At 38.6% G+C, this 18,350-nt stretch carries 24 protein-coding genes and 1 pseudogene; 5 read left to right on the top strand and 20 right to left on the bottom strand.

Annotated elements, in window-relative coordinates; all coding sequences use genetic code 11:
• Positions 1-26: 26 nt before the first annotated feature.
• The 12 genes and pseudogenes from CLV38_RS02085 to CLV38_RS14170 form a co-directional block, all read right to left on the bottom strand.
• Positions 27-581 carry a D-glycero-alpha-D-manno-heptose-1,7-bisphosphate 7-phosphatase gene (locus CLV38_RS02085; protein ID WP_106190884.1) on the bottom strand — a complete coding sequence of 185 codons (555 nt, stop codon included), beginning with the start codon at positions 579-581 and terminating at the stop codon, positions 27-29.
• 33 nt (positions 582-614) lie between these two features.
• Positions 615-1,139: a GNAT family N-acetyltransferase gene (locus tag CLV38_RS02080; protein WP_211295393.1), complete on the bottom strand. Its 525-nt coding sequence runs from the start codon at positions 1,137-1,139 to the stop codon at positions 615-617.
• A 93-nt stretch (positions 1,140-1,232) separates the two neighbouring features.
• Positions 1,233-1,646 carry a GNAT family N-acetyltransferase gene (locus CLV38_RS02075; protein ID WP_106190881.1) on the bottom strand — a complete coding sequence of 138 codons (414 nt, stop codon included), beginning with the start codon at positions 1,644-1,646 and terminating at the stop codon, positions 1,233-1,235.
• 26 nt (positions 1,647-1,672) lie between these two features.
• Positions 1,673-1,855 (bottom strand): annotated as a pseudogene (locus tag CLV38_RS14180) (GNAT family N-acetyltransferase); the annotation flags it as partial.
• A gap of 15 nt (positions 1,856-1,870) precedes the next feature.
• Positions 1,871-2,134 carry a hypothetical protein gene (locus CLV38_RS13820; protein ID WP_211295392.1) on the bottom strand — a complete coding sequence of 88 codons (264 nt, stop codon included), beginning with the start codon at positions 2,132-2,134 and terminating at the stop codon, positions 1,871-1,873.
• Between the two features lie 240 nt (positions 2,135-2,374).
• Positions 2,375-3,691, bottom strand: a complete 1,317-nt coding sequence (locus tag CLV38_RS02065) for an aminoglycoside adenylyltransferase domain-containing protein (protein WP_106190879.1) — start codon at positions 3,689-3,691, stop codon at positions 2,375-2,377.
• Positions 3,692-3,728: 37 nt separating this feature from the next.
• The gene (locus CLV38_RS02060; RefSeq protein ID WP_106190876.1) at positions 3,729-4,289 is read right to left on the bottom strand and encodes a D-glycero-alpha-D-manno-heptose-1,7-bisphosphate 7-phosphatase; all 561 of its coding nucleotides are present in this window, start codon (positions 4,287-4,289) and stop codon (positions 3,729-3,731) included.
• A gap of 148 nt (positions 4,290-4,437) precedes the next feature.
• Complete coding sequence (locus tag CLV38_RS02055) at positions 4,438-5,331, bottom strand: hypothetical protein (RefSeq protein ID WP_106190873.1); 894 nt, start codon at positions 5,329-5,331, stop codon at positions 4,438-4,440.
• 151 nt (positions 5,332-5,482) lie between these two features.
• Positions 5,483-5,875, bottom strand: a complete 393-nt coding sequence (locus CLV38_RS02050) for a CopG family transcriptional regulator (RefSeq protein ID WP_106190871.1) — start codon at positions 5,873-5,875, stop codon at positions 5,483-5,485.
• The gene (locus CLV38_RS14175; protein WP_106190868.1) at positions 5,860-6,066 is read right to left on the bottom strand and encodes a response regulator transcription factor; all 207 of its coding nucleotides are present in this window, start codon (positions 6,064-6,066) and stop codon (positions 5,860-5,862) included. Before CLV38_RS14175 ends, CLV38_RS02050 begins: the two co-directional genes overlap by 16 nt.
• Positions 6,067-6,426: 360 nt before the next feature.
• Entirely contained in the window at positions 6,427-7,293 is an 867-nt protein-coding gene (locus CLV38_RS02040) for an AAA family ATPase (protein ID WP_211295391.1), read from the bottom strand.
• A 66-nt stretch (positions 7,294-7,359) separates the two neighbouring features.
• A complete protein-coding gene (locus CLV38_RS14170; RefSeq protein WP_425427761.1) occupies positions 7,360-7,647 on the bottom strand; it encodes a DUF6442 family protein in 288 nt (95 codons plus the stop codon).
• A 164-nt stretch (positions 7,648-7,811) separates the two neighbouring features.
• Here CLV38_RS14170 and CLV38_RS02030 point away from each other — a divergent pair, with 164 nt between their 5' ends.
• Positions 7,812-8,237 (top strand): hypothetical protein, encoded by a 426-nt coding sequence (locus CLV38_RS02030; protein WP_106190862.1) that lies wholly within the window; start codon positions 7,812-7,814, stop codon positions 8,235-8,237.
• Between the two features lie 83 nt (positions 8,238-8,320).
• On the opposite strand, the gene CLV38_RS02025 is transcribed toward CLV38_RS02030, so the two are convergent.
• The 7 genes from CLV38_RS02025 to CLV38_RS02000 all read right to left on the bottom strand — a co-directional run bounded on the left by CLV38_RS02025 (position 8,321) and on the right by CLV38_RS02000 (position 13,662).
• Complete coding sequence (locus tag CLV38_RS02025; RefSeq protein WP_106190859.1) at positions 8,321-8,800, bottom strand: flavodoxin domain-containing protein; 480 nt, start codon at positions 8,798-8,800, stop codon at positions 8,321-8,323.
• A gap of 93 nt (positions 8,801-8,893) precedes the next feature.
• Positions 8,894-9,052 (bottom strand): hypothetical protein, encoded by a 159-nt coding sequence (locus CLV38_RS13680; protein WP_170068782.1) that lies wholly within the window; start codon positions 9,050-9,052, stop codon positions 8,894-8,896.
• A 1-nt stretch (position 9,053) separates the two neighbouring features.
• Positions 9,054-9,284 carry a hypothetical protein gene (locus CLV38_RS02020; RefSeq protein ID WP_106190856.1) on the bottom strand — a complete coding sequence of 77 codons (231 nt, stop codon included), beginning with the start codon at positions 9,282-9,284 and terminating at the stop codon, positions 9,054-9,056.
• Between the two features lie 149 nt (positions 9,285-9,433).
• Positions 9,434-10,393, bottom strand: a complete 960-nt coding sequence (locus tag CLV38_RS02015; protein WP_106190853.1) for a glutathione S-transferase family protein — start codon at positions 10,391-10,393, stop codon at positions 9,434-9,436.
• A 25-nt stretch (positions 10,394-10,418) separates the two neighbouring features.
• Positions 10,419-10,799: a VOC family protein gene (locus CLV38_RS02010; protein ID WP_106190851.1), complete on the bottom strand. Its 381-nt coding sequence runs from the start codon at positions 10,797-10,799 to the stop codon at positions 10,419-10,421.
• A gap of 132 nt (positions 10,800-10,931) precedes the next feature.
• The gene (locus CLV38_RS02005) at positions 10,932-11,831 is read right to left on the bottom strand and encodes a DUF4349 domain-containing protein (RefSeq protein WP_106190848.1); all 900 of its coding nucleotides are present in this window, start codon (positions 11,829-11,831) and stop codon (positions 10,932-10,934) included.
• 148 nt (positions 11,832-11,979) lie between these two features.
• Positions 11,980-13,662, bottom strand: a complete 1,683-nt coding sequence (locus CLV38_RS02000) for a methyl-accepting chemotaxis protein (protein WP_106190846.1) — start codon at positions 13,660-13,662, stop codon at positions 11,980-11,982.
• 310 nt (positions 13,663-13,972) lie between these two features.
• Between CLV38_RS02000 and CLV38_RS01995 the strand changes: the two genes are divergently transcribed.
• The 3 genes from CLV38_RS01995 to CLV38_RS01985 all read left to right on the top strand — a co-directional run bounded on the left by CLV38_RS01995 (position 13,973) and on the right by CLV38_RS01985 (position 16,186).
• Entirely contained in the window at positions 13,973-14,719 is a 747-nt protein-coding gene (locus CLV38_RS01995; RefSeq protein WP_106190843.1) for a GDSL-type esterase/lipase family protein, read from the top strand.
• A gap of 49 nt (positions 14,720-14,768) precedes the next feature.
• Positions 14,769-15,377 (top strand): hypothetical protein, encoded by a 609-nt coding sequence (locus tag CLV38_RS01990; protein ID WP_106190840.1) that lies wholly within the window; start codon positions 14,769-14,771, stop codon positions 15,375-15,377.
• Between the two features lie 206 nt (positions 15,378-15,583).
• Entirely contained in the window at positions 15,584-16,186 is a 603-nt protein-coding gene (locus CLV38_RS01985) for a hypothetical protein (protein WP_106190837.1), read from the top strand.
• Between the two features lie 65 nt (positions 16,187-16,251).
• Here CLV38_RS01985 and CLV38_RS01980 read toward each other — a convergent pair whose 3' ends face one another.
• Positions 16,252-16,575 carry a hypothetical protein gene (locus CLV38_RS01980; protein WP_106190835.1) on the bottom strand — a complete coding sequence of 108 codons (324 nt, stop codon included), beginning with the start codon at positions 16,573-16,575 and terminating at the stop codon, positions 16,252-16,254.
• A gap of 202 nt (positions 16,576-16,777) precedes the next feature.
• Between CLV38_RS01980 and CLV38_RS01975 the strand changes: the two genes are divergently transcribed.
• On the top strand, positions 16,778-18,181 hold the full coding sequence (locus tag CLV38_RS01975) for an aldehyde dehydrogenase family protein (RefSeq protein WP_106190832.1): 1,404 nt from the start codon (positions 16,778-16,780) through the stop codon (positions 18,179-18,181).
• The last annotated feature ends 169 nt before the right edge of the window (positions 18,182-18,350 follow it).

Genomic DNA, 18,350 nt, shown 5'->3' with positions numbered 1-18,350 from the left:
AGGTGTTATTTACAGATAATATGAAGTTACTGTTCAAACGAGTGTAATACATTATTTTTGATAAAATCAACGGCATCTGTCAAATTTTCTGCAATAGAATCTGGGCTTATATTTTTTGTAGTGCCCATTCCTTCTTTGCCCTCACCAGTTAAAACGAGTATCCCTTTTGCGCCAATTGCTTGGGCTAATCCCATGTCATTTTTCACTGAATCTCCCACGACGAAACTGCTCTTTAAATTAATATCAAACTCATTTTGTGCTCTAAAAACTAATTCGGGTTTAGGCTTCTTGCACGAACAATTATCTTTTCTCTGATGCGGACAGACATAGATTGCTTTAATTTCAACTTCCTCTTTAGTACTCTCATCCATTAAACGCTCACAACTCTCATCGAATTCTTTCATTGTTACTCGTCCATGAGCAATATGGCTTTGATTTGTGATGATGATATTAATGAATCCCAGATTATGCACAGTCTTTAAAGCGGGTAAAGCCTCATCATAAAATGTGAAATCTGGTATTAGGGTCTGTGAAGTGCCCCCTAACGTTCCTAACAAATCCCAAAACACTGCTTTTGTCATATGCTGTTCCTTTCAGAAATAAACAGACTATTTTTAAAAATGCTTTAAATCATCCCATATGTACACATATTCATCCAGCTTCTTTCCTTCTATTTCCAACTGTTTTTCTCCTAAATACTTTGCCCCCAACTTTTCATAAAAGTATTTTGCTGGGTTATCGGCAAGAACCCATACAAGCATCTGGTTGAATTTGTTATCTTTTAGCCAGTCCACTAATGTTTGAACCAATTTTCTCCCCAATCCATCTCTTTGATAGTTCTTAAGTATATAAATGGCATACAGTTCTCCACCGCAGTCAGGATACTCTTCACTATAGCGGTTTTCTCCACCAATAATGTATCCTACTATTTCGCTCTTGTCATTTTCAGCTACAAAGAATCTCTCCTTCCTTTGTTTATTAGTCAACCCTATTCTCAATTTTTTCTCTTGCTCTTCAATTGACATCTGATTGAGAAACTTGTCTGGTACTATTCCGTTATATGTAGTATGCCACCCTTTGACTTGGACTCTTGCGATTCCGTAAGCATCATTAATTGTCCCTTTCCTAATCTTTATCATCTTTCACTCTCCTAAAATTTCATCTACAACATTTTACGTTTAAGTTTTACTATTCTCAAATTCTGGAATACGAACTATTTACCTATTCTTATTTTACTTCAACCACATGTACACGCCTTTTGATCCATGATCCCCAACGTTTTTAAAGCCAAACTGCTCATATAACTGGTCTGCTGGTCCATCTGCGATGAGACTAATGTAGGCATATTTTGGTGCGTGTTCTTTTAAATAATCGGTTAGTTCAGTCAAAATTCGCTTTCCGTAACCTCTCCCTTGGTGTTCGGGTGATACAGCCACATCCGTGATTTGAAAAACCGTTCCACCATCTCCGATAATTCGACCAAATCCGATCAATTTCTTATCTTCATAGAGGGCTACTGAATGATAACTGTTCTTCAATCCAATAGTAGCGCCTTCCAGCGATTTCGTACTCAATCCTGCTCTTACTCTTAAATCAATAAACGCTTCTGGTTCTGGTGCGTTATAAGATAGTGTTATTTTCAGCATGTCTATTTTCCTTTACTATTTTAATTTCAGACTGATTTTTCCATAAATAAAAATTCATATACTGCTCCGTTTGTGTTCATTTTAAAACTATCTTTCTTTTCAAATCCAACTCGTTCGTATACTTTTATCGCTCGTTCATTGAAAGTAACAACAGCCAAAGTCACTATTTTACAAGTATAAAACTCTTTAATATAATTCACTATTGCCTCAACAAACTTCTCCCCTTAGCCCTTACTTGTCAAAGAAGGTTTCATTCCTAGACCTAAATCAACTGTTTTTTTATCAGAGTCATAGTCAACAGAAAAAAATCCTATTAATGCTTTATTTTCCAGTACTTCGAAATAACTATTTTCCCGCAACTCTGGTGTAACCAGCTCCTCATAATCTTCCTTATCTGCATCAGCGTCGTAAAAAGAATAAATTCCATCATATCGCCAGTTATTCGCAATATCCACTGCATTTTCTTGCGATAGCTGTTGTATTTTCATATCACTTCTCCTTTCAAACATAGTCACTCTTTTTTATATTATTTCTCAGCTTCGTTTCACAATGCATAGGTAGTGTGAATCCTTCGCCATGCCAATGAAGAACTGATAGACTTTCTTTAGAATTACTTTTACATAAGAACGGGAATTTTTGTTATGAATACGAGCTCCTATTTCTAACAATCCCGAGACATATCTCGCTACATTGATACTATACCTAATTCACACTTCCTTGTGCCTTTCTTAATTTTTATCATTTATAGATTTTTCCTTCATTAAATTTTGCACTCGTCCGTCAATAAAATTTTTATAATGAGCCAGTTCCTTTCTCTCAAAAATCGTTTTCTCATTTCCTTCATAATGCTTCTTTGCTTTTTCAATTGTTAATTGAAGTCTTTCAGGTAAGTTCTTTATTCCCCATTCGGCTGCTTCTAGCTTAGATGAGATTTTTTCATCTCTTACATAAAAGTAAACACGCAGCATATTCAGCACACAATATACGGGTTTGTTGTAAATCTCTTCTAGACACTCTTCATAATCACTGTTTATTGAATCAAAATAATCCACTTTAGGAATTTTGGGGAAAACTTGGCGGATAGGCTCTCCAGACAAGCAGATTCCTCTTTTATTGATTATAGTAAAGTGTGCTGTTAAATCACCATCTGTTTTAGGTGCTTTTTCAAAGTCATCCGTTGTCTCTTGGGACAATTTACCAGAAAAAATTTCTCTCCATTCTTCACTGTAGTGAAAATCATATGCACACGGATGGTGCCAGGGAGTTAATTGTTTTTTATGTAGAAAACTGATTTCAATAGGATAATACCTGTTAGAGTTTTCAAGAAAATACATTGCTAATCTCTCTTGAAGTTGTGAACTTATAGCGGTACTGGTCACTACTATTATATCAATGTCACTTTTCTTTGGATGGAACCCCCCCATCGCTAGTGAACCATGTAAATAAATACCAACCATATTCCCTTCAAGTAATTTTGGAATTTCTTTTTTTAGTTTACATACAAACCTCCGTACATTTTGCGGACAGGTTTTCCAGTCAGAACCAATTGATTTACTTTTTGTAACATTCTCATAAATTTGTGTGCTAATTTCTTCTAAGGAACGATTCTTACCAATGATTTCTTCTCCTTTAATGTCTAATCTATCATTTTCATTCCACCAGTGCTTCATATCTTCTGCAGTAAAATCTTCTTTGTTTTGCTTGTATTGATGACGTCTAATAGTTTCTTCAAAAGGCAGATCATAGTAATAAGAATATATTTCATCAAACAAGGGAATGACTTCATGAAACAGTTCTCCATACCATTCTTTTTTTAAAATCCCCTCCACTATTACGATCCTCTGATGTTTCGCTCCATACACTATCAGTTCTTTAATTAAATGAATAGCCGGATTATTTATTCCATCTTTTACTGCTAACATTTCTCTTCTAATCATGTCTTGAGGAATACGCATGGTATCTTTCCCAAATCTTCTTTGCAGATTTTCGGCAAGCGATGATTTTCCACTTCCAGAATTTCCTCGAATGATAATTAGCTTAGCCATCCTTTTCTCCTTTTAGTTGATAATTTCTAATATTGTTTCATCTATTAAATTTTTCATTCTGGACTATCCATTCTGCTGCTTCACTAATATTTTTTACTACTTTATCTGGTTCTATATCTTTCCAAAGATGACGGTGAGTAGTTAGTGATGATACCCCCCACCCAGTTTTGACTAATATCTTTTTTATACCAGCATTTTGTGCACACATCATATCCGACGATCCATTATCTCCTATAAAATAAGATTGCTGGAAATTTATACTCGGATAACGGGAATACGCTTCTTGGATCATGCCAATATCTGGCTTATGGCATTTACACTCTTCATTATAATGAGGACAGTAAAAGTAATCTTTAATTTCAGCTTTGTTTTCTTTTAAAACGGATAATAATTTATTAGTCTCTTTAATAAATTCTTCTTCCGTGAAGTATCCTCTTGAAATTCTACTTTGATTGGTAACAATCATTACTACGTAACCATTCTGATTCAATAGACGAATAGCTGGAATAGTTTGTTTAAATAACTGAAATTTATCGGGAGCAACGCCACCACCATTTCCTCCCATTGTTCCATCTCTATCAAGAAATATTACTTTCATACTATTAGCCAGCCTCCATTCTTTATAAATAAAATCCATATTTTAAAAGTAAGAATACTGTTTGTGAATAAGTGATTTCATTGGACTTTAGATTCTCAAGCATTTCCAACTGAGTCTTATTTTATGATACATATGAATGAGTTCCATATTACTCTAATATTTTCTTGTAAGCATCCCATGAATTCATGTGTTGAAATTTTAAAAATGAAAAAAGTACCTCGTACTGGTAATAGTCTGTTGTGTCAATTTCAGGTTCTAATAATGGGATGTCTTTCCTTTGTAAGTCGTTGATTACTGATTTAAACAGCTGTCTCAAGCATTCACTTTTTGCATCACTGCTGGCACCTGCCCATCCAAATTCAACTGACTGGTCTTCTGGTTTGAACAGCATGATGTAACTATCAATTTCACCCTCTTCTGAGAATCCAACTAAGCTGGCCATGACATCTACTGGATAAGATAGATATGTCTCTTTTTCTTCGCTTAAAGATCTTGATCCTCTTGGGTTATCGGTATGCCCAGCATCATACACTTTTGCTGTCAGCTCGAAAAAGGATTCAGATAAGTCTTCATCTTCAATTATTTCTTTCAAAGTCTTAGTATTGGGATGCCGTTTAATATTTCTGTACTTATTATTGAGCTGCTTTATTTCTATACTCGGCTCATATGTCTTGCGAAATAAGGAGAAGTCATTGACTTTGAGTAAGTTAGCTGTTTCTTGATCTTTACTATCGAGTGGATATTGCAGATGCCAGACTTTATCTTTAACAGCATGTGTATACAAATGATCAAGCAATTGTTCTGAATTTTCTGCGCAACCACTCCTACTTCGATCCATAAAGAAGCGAATATATTCAGCGTAAGGATGCCATTTATTATGCCAGCTCAAAGCTGCAGAGACGATTTCTTTATTCTCACTGACGGCTACGGCTTGGCTGATACTGGTATCTTCAAGCATCTTCATTATTTGTTTCTCACTTTCTTTTAAACCGTCGGATAAATAGTTTAAATCCTCTATTATTAAGTTTCTGATTTCGGTCATTTGGTCCTCTCCTTTTGAAGAGTATCTGTACAATACAGCTTTTATTGGAAAACACTTTTCATGTAGGTGCATTCTCAAACAATACTCTTGTTTCTACAGCATTTTTTCAATAGAGTTACATTAGGATATAACCCGTTCAAAACGCTATCAATTATAATCCATAATAGTCTTTTATCTCTTTTGAGGCAATAACTGTTCCTTTTACATTGATCGATTTAACAGTCTGCTTCATTATCTCTAAAGAAACTTCCTGATCTATCCACAGCAGTCCAATATACTTCATTTCCATCAACTTATTGTCTTTTAAATATGCTTCAAAATCTGATTTATGATATTTTGCGATCCCTAAAACAAACGATTGACTCACAATCTTTTCTTCTAAATATTTATCATTTTTGTTCAATTCATTTCTGATAGATGTTCGAATAAAATCACTTCGGTTACTGAAAAATCCATTTTCAATAAGCAAATCAATTTTACCTAAATCCACATGATTCACGTTAATTGTTAATTTCTCCGTTTGTTCATTTACCTTTTTTGACATAGTAATCTTCCTTTCTGTTTATCCCACTCTATAATTTTATTAACAAAAGCATATATAGCTACTTGCGTTCGATGATGTAAGTGCAGCTTTTTAAAAACCATCTGTATATGAGATTTCACTGTTTCCAAAGAAATAAAACACTCTTCAGCTATTTCTTTGTTTGTATACCCTTTTGCAACTAAATAGAACACTTCACGTTAACGCTCGCTCAAACTATTGAACAATAACTTTTCATACATGAGTTACCTCCTTTTCATTTAATTGAAGGGTCAAAATCATCTGATTAACAGCATTATACCATCCACACAGATGGTATCAAGAGTGTGCAGACTATTTCATACTTTAGTAGGATGATCAAATATATATACATACATAACAAATAGACCTTACTGCATCTTTATATCAGTAAGGTCTATTTACATTGAAACTGAATAAGGAGAGGCAGTGATTAGTGCCCAAAAAAGATTTGCTAATAGTGTACTAAGTAGGTTTTTCAAAAAAGCAGACACAATTGATTTTTCATAATGATGACTAAAATTAATTTCTGCTGCCTACTCTTCCCCGCCTCGGAATTCCTTCGCATGCTCCTGAAAAAATTTGTGATAAGTTCTGACATTTTCCAGTTCAGTCCACTGCCTTATACGCACTGGATCAGCATCTAAATCATAAATCTTTGCTCCTTTTATCGAAAGAAAAAAAGGGGAGTGAGTCGAAATGATAAACTGGCAGTTGAAGAAGCGGGCTGAATCCTCAATATACTGTTTCAGCTCAAGTTGTCTTTCAGGAGACAGGCTGTTTTCCGGCTCATCCAAAATGTATAATCCGTTCTCTTCTATTTTTTCTACAAAATATCGAAACGCACTTTCTCCATTGGACTGTTCTCTAACATTATTCATCAAGTGCGACTTCACAAATTTAGATTGGGTTTTACTTCTCGTTTCGTTCATCTTTTTTAAACGATCATAATCATCAAGTGACTTTAACTGAAAGCTGGCATACTTTGTGTCAAGGTAATCATCGAACAATTCTTCCCTCTTCTCATCCACTGATTCATTCACCGAACGCAGTGTCAGCACAAAATCGAACACATCATTACTTGTAATAATCCGCTTGAAATCTGGTTCCTCCCAATTTTTCTCAACACTGCAATAGTTAAGATACTCTGGGAAAAACGACGATTTATTGTACAGGGAATCTCGCTCTGCTTCAATTTTTTCCGCAATTACATTCAAAGCCGTTGTCTTACCAGATCCGTTTCCTCCATATAAAACAGTAATCGGTTCAAAATCGATTCGGTCGAACTGACGCTTTGATAATATCTGAAATGGATAGAAACTGGTATAGACCGTTCGCTTGATGTCTATAAAAACTGCAAATTCTGCATCAGTGTCGGGAAAAGTAATTGAGTTTAGATACATAATCATTACTCCTTGTAAATTCTTAGTCTTCTCAACATGCATTTATAGTTTTACGTTTGACTCTCTCTAATACACACCATATTGGCTTAAAAGTGTCGCAACGAGTAATCCAAGAGTTATAAAGGCCATCACTAATGCAAATACAAATGTTAATTTACTGTTCATATGATAGACGCGGTATAATGATACAACCAAGGTGTTTATTAGTGTAATTGTCATTAACTCTCCTATAGGTTCATCAAAATATATCCTTAGAAACATAAATGCTATGATTATAATGTTAGACACTATGTAGCCTAGTTTGAATGCATTGTGTTCTATTATTGTATTTTCATTGTTCTTATTAAATATCATGCGTTTATTCATTTTTCTCCTCCCTTTCTTTATTCATAATAGAGGTAACAAAAGATAAAATGAAGAGCGGATTTGATATTCACTTATATAATTCTGTTCGGATAGATATGTACTTTTGAGTTGGACTTGATTTATAATAAAAAAATAAAAAAGGAGTAGTGAAAATGAACAAACTGATCGAACGACTGGACAAGGCGTTTAGTTTAACCGAAGATCTTGTCAATGGATTAACTATTCAGGAGTTAGCCTTAACGCTTGGCGACTTGCCCTCTAATATCATAGGAGAACAAGTCTGGTGCATCGTCGGTGCAAGAGAAAGTTATCTTCAAGCGATTATCCATAATGAATGGATCGGGTTTTCATGCTCGCTTAATGATTTATCCTCACATTCAAGTGTGATGGACAGTCTTGAAACGAGTTCACGTTCGCTGATGGAAAACATTCAGTCCGTTGAACTAAACGATACTCAAACAGACTTTTTATTTACTCTGCTGGAACATGAAGTCATGCATCACGGGCAACTGATTCGCTATATGTACGGAAACAAATTAACGTTTCCTGAAAGCTGGACTAAACGGTATACTGTCTGATTCTATACAAATCTATTAGGAATTGTGAAGAATTAAACCAGTGACTCTACTTGCCATCGATCTGATCTTTTCAGCTGTCCTTGCTATTGACGATTCAGAGTTTCGGCAAACTGAATAATGGCTTCTTTTCGTATGTTCGAAACGTCCTGATCCGTTTTTGCTGCTTTTTTGATGATTATACGCTCAATAAAGTTCATATCACTAAAATCATATGCTCCGCCAAACCATTCCTTGGCTACGGCTTTTTCCTGAAGTTCTTCAGGGTAATTAACAGCAAGCTCTTCTTTTACGGTATGTTCTTCCTGCATGCTGCAGATAAACAGACCCAGCGTTTTCTCTAGCAGTTCAGGCTCATTATTGGTGGCAAACCTGTCCACTTCCTTTAAAATCTGGCCGACATAAATTGGGCTGCCTAAAACGACTGTATCGTAAGGACTTAAATCAACATCAAAAAACTCCTTTAAATTCAGCCGGTCAACCTTTCCGTCAAGGTGTTCAGCCAGCATTCTTGCACAGGCTTCCGTACACCCGTGTTTGCTGCTGTATGCAATGAGAGTCTTCATCTTAATCGCTCCTTAATTATAATTTCGCTGATCAAATGGATGCTATAGCCTGATTATACTCTTTTGAGAGACACATAGGCAAAGACTACTCTGTCAGCCCCGCTTATCCTTCTCAATTTTTCTTATTTCAGTAACAGGGAATACAATGGTAGGTATCCAGACGACAAAAAAGGTCAAAATATCCATCATGACAATGTCTACTGGAGTAAACGCAGCCATATAGCGTTGCGAGTAATATGGCAATAAAGCCATATCACAATGTCCAGAACCTCACTTTAATCTCCACTCTGTCCCCATCATTGACTGCCAGCTTATTGCTCTTCTCCAATCCATTTCTGACCTGTAAAACCGATCCGTCTCGGTCAATTTCAATGTATTCAGTTTCACCGTTTTTTATTTTGCCTATTTGTTCTCCGTTCAGCTTCACTTTAAATTTTCCAAGACTCTGTGTGTATTGTTTTAATCTGGTTATTTCGACTGACATTTAAATAGCTCCTTATTTGGTTTTGCACCGTCATTCAGTCAACGAATTCATTTTAATATATCACTATATATATTATACTTAATGTCACTCACTTTTCAATCTACTCTATAAAAATAGCCTCCCAGAAAGCTGGGAGGCTACCTTATCATCTATTGAATACTGAAGTCCAAGTCAGGTCCGACTGGAACGATGCCTGTCGGGTTGATATTTTTGTGACTGCGGAAATAGTGTTCTTTGATGTGTCTGAAGTGGATCGTGTCCGAAATACCCGGGACATTATATAGCTCTCTGGTAAAACGCCATAGATTTGTATAATCGCTCAGACGTCTGATATTACATTTGAAGTGAGTGTAGTAGACACTGTCAAAACGAACGAGTGTCGTAAACAAGCGCCAGTCTGCTTCAGTTATCAAATCACCAGTAAGATACTGATTTGTTTCAAGTCGTTCTTCCAGCTCGTCTAAAGCTTCAAATAATTTGGTTACTTCTTCTTCATAGACCTCTTGTTTAGTCGCAAATCCTGCTTTATAAACCCCATTATTGACTGCGTCATATATGCGGTCATTTATTTTATTGATGTCTTCTCTTAATGCTTCCGGATAGTAATCTCCTTCTTTTGCCCCAACTTCGTCAAAAGCCGAATTTAATATCCGCATGATTTCGGATGATTCATTATTGACTATTTTGTTCTGTTTCAAATCATATAAAACAGGGACAGTAACTCGTCCACTGTACTCAGGTTCAACATGAGTGTACACTTCATACAGAAAATCAGCATCGTTTACAGGGTCTGGAACCACGTCTGCTTCCGGTTCGAACGTCCATCCGTTTTCCGCCATCAACGGATGGACAACAGATACGGAAATCATGTCTTCCAGTCCTTTTAGTTGTCGCATGATCATCGCACGGTTTGCCCACGGGCATGCATTGGCAACATACAGATGATAGCGCCCCGGTTCTGCTTTAAATCCGCCTTCGCCGCTTGGTCCTGCACTTCCGTCTGCTGTTACCCAGTTTCTGAACTGAGATTCTTCACGGATAAACCGTCCGTCATTTTTTTCTGTGTCATACCATTTGTCGTGCCACTTTCCGTCTACTAGTAATCCCATAATGTCCTCCTTGTTAGTTAAACTTTCAGTCTGCCATTACCTCAATCAGATTGCCTTCCGGGTCCTTGATCACAGCCTCATAATAACCGTCACCAGTGGTTCTGGGACCATTCAGCAGCTCAAATCCGTCATTTGTCAGACGCGAAACCAGGTCATCCACCTGCGATTGACTGCCGGCGGCCAGTGCCAGATGCGCATAGCCGAAACTTTCGCTGTTCGGTCTGGAAATATCCTCCCGTTTCATCAATTCCAGGCGACTCCCAGACTCAAACGTGAGAAAATAGGATGTAAACTTCTTTGATGAATTATGATACCGTTCACCACTCCTTACATCAAAGTACTTCTCGTAAAAGTCTTTCATTTTTTCTAAATCTCTGGTCCACAATCCGATATGTTCGATTCTCACTTATATCCCTCACTATCTGTTTACTCGTCTTTTATCATTATAAAGAATTTATTTCACATTAACTAGTCATATGCAGGAAGGACACCTTCCAGTTGGAAAGTGTCCTGATTGTTTACTTGTCTTATTAACTCTTTACAGGTTCTTATTCCGTCTGGTCAGTCGTCTTCGGATAAACCAGATCAGCCAGATCACCAGGCCAATGACCACAATAAAGGGAAGAGCATAAACCAGGAATACCGTAATGTCCTGAAGGATATAGTAGAATGCGTATATCGAATCAGCAAAGGCTTCCTGTACACGTCTGAAGAATGAGACACCTTCTCCGCGCTCACTGGCAATTCTCGGGCGTTCTGTAACGCTCATCCGAACGACAGTATAATCGATCAGATCATCGTAATAATCCAGCTGAGACTGAAGGCTTTCCCGTTCTGCAATGGTTTCACTCAAACTGTCTTCGATCTGGATGATTTCTTCGATCGTGTCAGCCAGTTCCAGCAGTTCATTCAGACGATCTTCTTTATTAGCAAGAACTGCCACTCGGGCTTCAGTGTCTCTATAAAACTGAGTGACATCCTCAGTCCCCATCTGTTCACTGGTCTTGTAAGCGTCCATTCCTTCAAGATCACGGAGGAATGCGTTCAGTCGGTCCGTGGGCACGCGTAAAGTATAATCGACCACACGGTACTGTCTTGATGTGCCGCCCGCGCCAGTGTAACTCGACTCATAAGAGTATTCAATAAATGCATCATGAGTTTCTACAGTTGCACGTACGTAATCAGTCGTGCGCGTAAAGTCCAGTGTCTCATATTCCTGACTGACTGTCCGGATCACTTTTTCACCGATCAGCCGCTCCCCGGAAACTGCCGACTCTTCTTCGACCATGTCCATATCACCGGCTGAAGAGTCATCCATCGAATAACTGGCACCATCACTCGTATCCCTGTCTTCATATGACGAATCCCCTGTCCCTACACACGCTGTTAAGAGGAACACCCCAATCAACCCTGTCATCAATCGTATCATTTTCATCATCTCACACCCCGTAACCGTTATCTTTGTTTAGTTTCAGTCTACTCCTTTGAATGTGAAAAAGATACTTAATAGTGATGATTCCATTTAACTATATTAAAAAAACCGCCCTTTTACAGGCAGTTTCTTTATTTACTCAATTTCCGTTTACTTACACTTCGAATCGCTCCACCAGCTGATTCAGTTCTTCTGCCAGACGGGCCAGTTCTTCTGAACTCGCAGACACTTCCTGCATGGTGCTCGTCGACTGCTGCGCCGATGCTGATGTCTGTTCTATTCCTGCAGCTGACTGCTCCGATATAGAGGCGATTTCTTCTACGCTCTCACTCATCTTGATCGTTTGAGCTTTATTGTCTACTAGTTTCTCTGTTATCGAGCGGATCGTTTGTTCCATTTGCTCGACAGATGATGATATGCTGTTAAACGTTTTACCGGTCTGCTGAATTTGAGTGGTTCCTTTTTGCACTTCTTCGTATCCACTCTCAAGCGCACCTGCCATGCTGGACGATTCTCTCTGCATCTGCTTCACAATATCAGTGATCTCAACAACTGATCCCGATACTTGTTCAGATAGCTTTCTGACTTCTTCAGCAACTACAGCGAACCCTTTTCCTTGTTCTCCAGCCCGTGCTGCTTCGATTGCTGCATTCAGTGCCAATAGATTGGTTTGTTCTGCAATCCCTTCAATCACTGTGACCAATGAAGAAACCTCACTGGATTTGGCATCCGGTCCTTTCATACCTTCAACTGACTGCTTCACTATCTGATCGATCGTCTGCATCTGAGTGACTGAAGAATCCATCATCGTCTGTCCTTCATCTGTTAACTGACGGACTTTACTCGAGGTCGTATAGACACGTTCACTGTCATTGACTGACTGTTCGATCGTCTGAACGAATGCGCTCATGCTTTCAGACAAGTCACTCGTATAGTTCGCCTGAGATTCTGATCCTGAAGCGAGCTCCTGCATCGTGATCGCAATCTGATCTGCTCCCTGAACAACTTCATTAGTCGATTGTGTCAGTTCTTCACTTGAACTCAAAACATGGTTAGTTGCATTCGAAACCGACGAAATGATGTGCTTCAGTTCATCCTGCATCTTATTCGTAGCCTGTTCAAGTAGACCGATTTCATCTTTCCGCTTTGTTTTCAAAACCTCTCCTGTCAAGTTTCCTTCAGATACCTCGTTTAATTTCCGGGAAATAACACCAAGTGGCTTACCGATCACTCTTCCCATCAGTAGTCCTACTGCAACTGCAAATATAGTTGACCAAAGCATGGCAAACATAATCATCCGACGCAAATTGATATAAACTGTCTGATTCTGTTCGAATGCATCAGCTGACAAGCCCTCTGTCATATCCAGCAGTTCAGTCAGATACATATTGGCTGCTCCGTACCAGGCTCCCCCTTGACGGATTCCATTCATCGCTTCCGTGAAATCCTGTTCTTCTAGAGATATTCCCGTTTCAAGCAGAACTTCATAGTAGTTCAGCCAGCTTCTATTCAATTCTTCTACTAATAAAGCTTCATCTTCCGCAAGGTTCCTGTCGCTGTATATCATAAGCAGTTCATTGATTCGCTCGATATTTTCAAGCGCCGGTTCACCTCTTGAAGGATCCGCATTGATGACGCCTGTTAACATATGTACACGGGTGTTCTCCATCAGCTGTGCAATTTCCGATAAGACAATCGTCGGCTGCACGCGTTCCGTGTAAAGCTCATCTGAATTGGAATCCATTACCCCTAACCCGAAAAGAGACAATCCTCCCAGGATCAGTACGATGAAAGCTAAAATCAAATAAGAACCCAGCAATTTAGTCGTAATTTTCACTATCTTTCCTCCAATAATTATGTGTAGTATCCTCTTTTTTATATAAAAGAGAGTGACTACTCTATTATCGGAGTATTTCTGAAGTTATTAACCCATGTAAGAACATATTCGTCAAAGCACCCTATAAGTATACGTTTTCACCCCTTTCATTTACACTTATCCAGTCTCTTATTTCTATAAAGAAACAAACTGTATTCAGTTGACTAATCCGGTCAATAAATATACAGTAATATTACAGCTACCTGGTAATAAACAATGCCACAAACCACACACATGCCCCCTATATAATTAGTTGATAAGGAGAATCACTTTGAAAAAGAAAAAACGGTTCCTGATGGCATTAAGTGCATTAGCTATACTTCTGCTCATTACGGGTTTTGCTGTCTTTATGCTTGATAACAGAACTGAAGAAACTGATCAGGAAGAAGAAATTGTCCCTCCACAGGAAATAAACACTATCCTCATTCTCGGTGACTCCATAGGCTCTGGTGTTGGCGATGAAGAAGGGGCCGGTATTGGAGAACGGTACCTCGAGCTGCTCGATCGAGATGATGAAGATGAAGAGACGCTTACAAACCTGTCTGTATCAGGATACGATAGCAGCCAGCTTGTAGAGCTGATTGAAAGTGAAGAACATGACGCCACTATTTCAGAGGCAGACCTCATTATTATATCCATTGGCGGAAATGACTTGAATCGTCTGGCATTTCAACGAAACTTGGATTTACCGGTTGCCTTCGAAGACACACTCAACACCTATGTAGACAATCTGGACGTCATTGTCAGAGAATTACGCACTATCAATCCCGAGGCTCAAGCAGCCCTCATAGGCTTATACAATCCGTATAACAGTATAGTTCCTGAATTAAATAGTTACCTTCTTGAATGGAATGATGAAACCCGCTCAGTTGTAGAATCAGATCCTGGATTTTCCTACATCCCAACACATGACTTATTTGAGGATCATCTGGATGACTATCTGTATATAGATTACTTTCACCCAAATGATGAAGGGTACCAGGCTATAGCAGAACAACTGTATACTATTTTGAATTAATAGTATACAGTACGGCGAAGTATAAAATCTGTATAAAAGGAGTCTATTTATGTTTACACTGGGAAGAAAAATTGACCTGGGTTACAGACCGAACCAGATTATCGTCATAGTGACACTTCTCTCTGCCCTATCAGGATGGCTCTATACATCAGAGTTACTGTCCGGGCTAGCTATCGGAGGCGGCGTCTTTTCAACATGGGCCCTTTCAAGAGAACTGGATCCAAGACATGAGTTCTCTGCCTTTGTCGCGTCTGCCTTTTCTCTGATCATGATCGTTTATTACGACTCTATTCAATTATTAGTCATTGCTTGGCTGCTCCTGCTCCTTCGGATGACGAACGGCATCACGGGTAAAAAACTGACGATAATCGATGTCTTGTCTGTACTGGCACTGACTGCCACCCTTACGTTCAGCGAAGAAACCAGTTTGTACCTCATTACTTTTATTTTAAGCATGCTCTATTTCATCATCAGTCGTGAACGGATGGCCTTAACTTTATCAGCTGGTGCTGTTGGATTGGTGCTGCTCATTACACAGACTATCTTTCAGCAAACAAACACTTTTATGTCAGTCGCTGGTTTAACTCCTCTAACCCTATTTGCGATTTCCGCGGTTTCTTTTTCTTTTATCGTTTTCTGGTTCATTTCAGAAGACTAATGCGAAGATGATGAAGGAAATAAAGTTAATAGACTCAGACTGTTCACTACACAAGTCCTGTTCAACCTGAGCATGATCCTCCTGCTGGTCTTTGGCGAAATCAGCCTCACGAATATGATTATTTACTTGTCTGTTATAATAGGCCTGACTCTCTACTTTGTCTTTTATAAACTGGTTAAAAAATCTGATGCCATGGAGGAAAAAATATGAACACCACTAATATGGATAAACAGAACAGCCACCTGGACTTAGAAAACGAACAGGTTCAGACGATTCTTGCCCTTTATATTAACCATAATGAAGTCCCCTATATTTCACCAAAGCGCGACTTGAATGCCTGGTTAAATCAAGTTGAGATTGGATCAGAATCCCTTGTGCCTAAACGGAATACCGTCCGTCTGGATGACGACCTGCTTCCCGGACACATTATACTGCTGTGGCGGATCAATTTTGGAACCTTTACAAATCAAAGTGTTTTCCCAAAATACTTCGAGTATGACTACGGGATCAATGCCAAGCAAGCTCTGGAAGAAGTGCAGGCAAAAGGCTACGCAAGACAGTTTACCGCCATGGAATCACTTACTCACCTCAATGCTGCTCGTCTGAAAACACTCCTCAAAAGAAAAAACGTCGCAGGCTTATCCAAACTGAAAAAAGCTGAACTAATGGAAAAAGCAAAGGACAGATTTACTGAGGAAGAACTTTCTGCCTTATTTAAGTTGAGAGGATTTGAACTGACTGAATCCGGGAAGCTTTTGCTTGAGAAGTATGATGACATTGTTGACAAGCACCCGAAGAAGAAGTATTAATCAGTGACTAAAACAGAAGACGCTCATCAGATGCCTCTAGGTAAGGTCTGATAGAGCGTCTTTTTTTAGTCTACGAGATACCCTAAGTCAGATACGAAATCATAAACGTGATGGGAGTCACTTATAGTTGAGAACCTATTTGTTTCCTCATCATACTCAAGAACTGTCATTTTACCGTACTCGTCTGAATAAGATATATTGTTTACCATAAGAATAGTGTTTTCACTTAGTTGGGTGATGTCAACCTGTAGAGGTTCTGCATACATGGAATCATCCCTTTCCTCAGGATAGACATAACTGGGTTGTTCATTTGAAGCAAGGTTAAATAGAATAAACAACAATATGACGCCATTTATTATCAGTAAAGACTTCGTTGACCATTTTTGCAATGCATCCACTTCCCTTTTGCTAATTTTTCTTTAATTATACACCATTTATTAATAGTATGAGATTTTTTTAATACTATATTAGTAAGAACTCTATATTAAGCCCTTATAAAGCTGCTCTTGAAATCACTAACTTATTGTAAGGCTTTTGATTTGGAATCTGCTTCTCTTTTTTGCATAATGGTAAATACAGGAGGAGATACACTTGACTAAACAAACCTTATATTACAATGGTGCTTGGCAAGATGCGCACTCTACAGATTACGATGAAGTGATTAATCCGACTACCGAGGACGTTATTGGTAAAGTCGTGAACGCTAATGAAGAAGACGTAAACAAAGCAGTCGCATCAGCTAAAGCGGCTTTTAAAGAATGGAACGCACTTGCTCCAGCAAAAAGAGCGGACTATTTACAAAAAGTATTAAACGGTATTTCTGACCGCAAAGAAGAACTCATCGACTTGATGATTAAAGAACTGGGAACCTCACGACAATTCTCAGAAGGGACTCAAGTCACTATTTCAGAAGCTGAAATGCAGGGCACATTAGATGGCATTGAAGATTACCCATTTGAAGAAGAAATAGATGGCGCTACAGTGATCAAAGAAGGATACGGCGTTGTGGCTTGTATAACACCATGGAACTTCCCTCTTAATCAGATTCAGCGTAAAATCACACCTGCTTTACTGGCAGGAAATACTGTTGTTGTGAAACCTGCTAACTTAACACCACTAACTGCTATGATGTTCACAGAAATCATACACGATGCTGGATTGCCTGCAGGTGTATTTAACCTCATCACAGGTAATGGAAGCGAAACGGGAGATTATCTGACCAGCCACGAAGATGTGTCCGTCATTTCCTTTACAGGCTCAACAGGTGTTGGTAAAAGCTTATACGACAAAGCTAAAACAACCGTTAAACAACTTGTACTGGAACTAGGCGGCAAGTCTCCAATGGTTTACCTTAAAGGTGGAGATTTAAAATTGGCTGTTAAAAATGCAGCTGATACAGTGCTTGATAACCAGGGACAAACGTGTTCTGCTTTGACGCGATTATTCGTGCCTAAAGATGAACTGGAACGCACTAAAGAAGTCATCAAAGACTACTATAAAGACGTTAAAGTCGGCGATCCAAACGATGCAGACACGACAGTCGGCCCAATGGTTTCAGAAGACCAGCTGCAGACTGTACTGGATTACATCGAAAAAGGAAAAGAAGAAGGCGCGGAAATTCTTCTGGGCGGAAACAAACTGGACCGCACAGGTTATTACGTTGAACCAACGGTCTTCGTTAACGTAACAAATGACATGACCATTGCACAGGAAGAAATTTTTGGCCCTGTACTGGTTGTCCTCACTTATGATTCCGTTGAAGAAGCCATCGAACTGGCAAACGATTCAGACTACGGCTTATCTGGAGGCGTTGTTGGACCGGAAGACGAAGCACTGAAAGTTGCCCGTCAAATAAGAACAGGTAACGTACTGGTCAACGACGGTGAACTGGCCCCTAAAGCGCCATTCGGAGGATACAAACAATCCGGACGCGGACGTGAAAAAGGCATTTATGGTATCGATGATTATGTGGAGATTAAAGCGATATTTAAATAAGAAAGTATTGTATTATGTGAATCTCTACCCGAAAACTAGACACTCAAAAAAGAGTGTTTTGGTTTTCGGGTTATTTTTTTAGAGTTTTTTCGTTATACTTTTATAGACTAGTTTTAAGTGGAGGTTTTTCTGATGAGCAAAAAAATATATACAAAACAAGAAATAGAAA

It is taken from the genome of Alkalibacterium olivapovliticus (assembly GCF_003003275.1).
GTDB classification, from domain to species: Bacteria; Bacillota; Bacilli; order Lactobacillales; family Carnobacteriaceae_A; genus Alkalibacterium; species Alkalibacterium olivapovliticum.
This window is presented reverse-complemented; position numbering and strand designations above follow the sequence as displayed.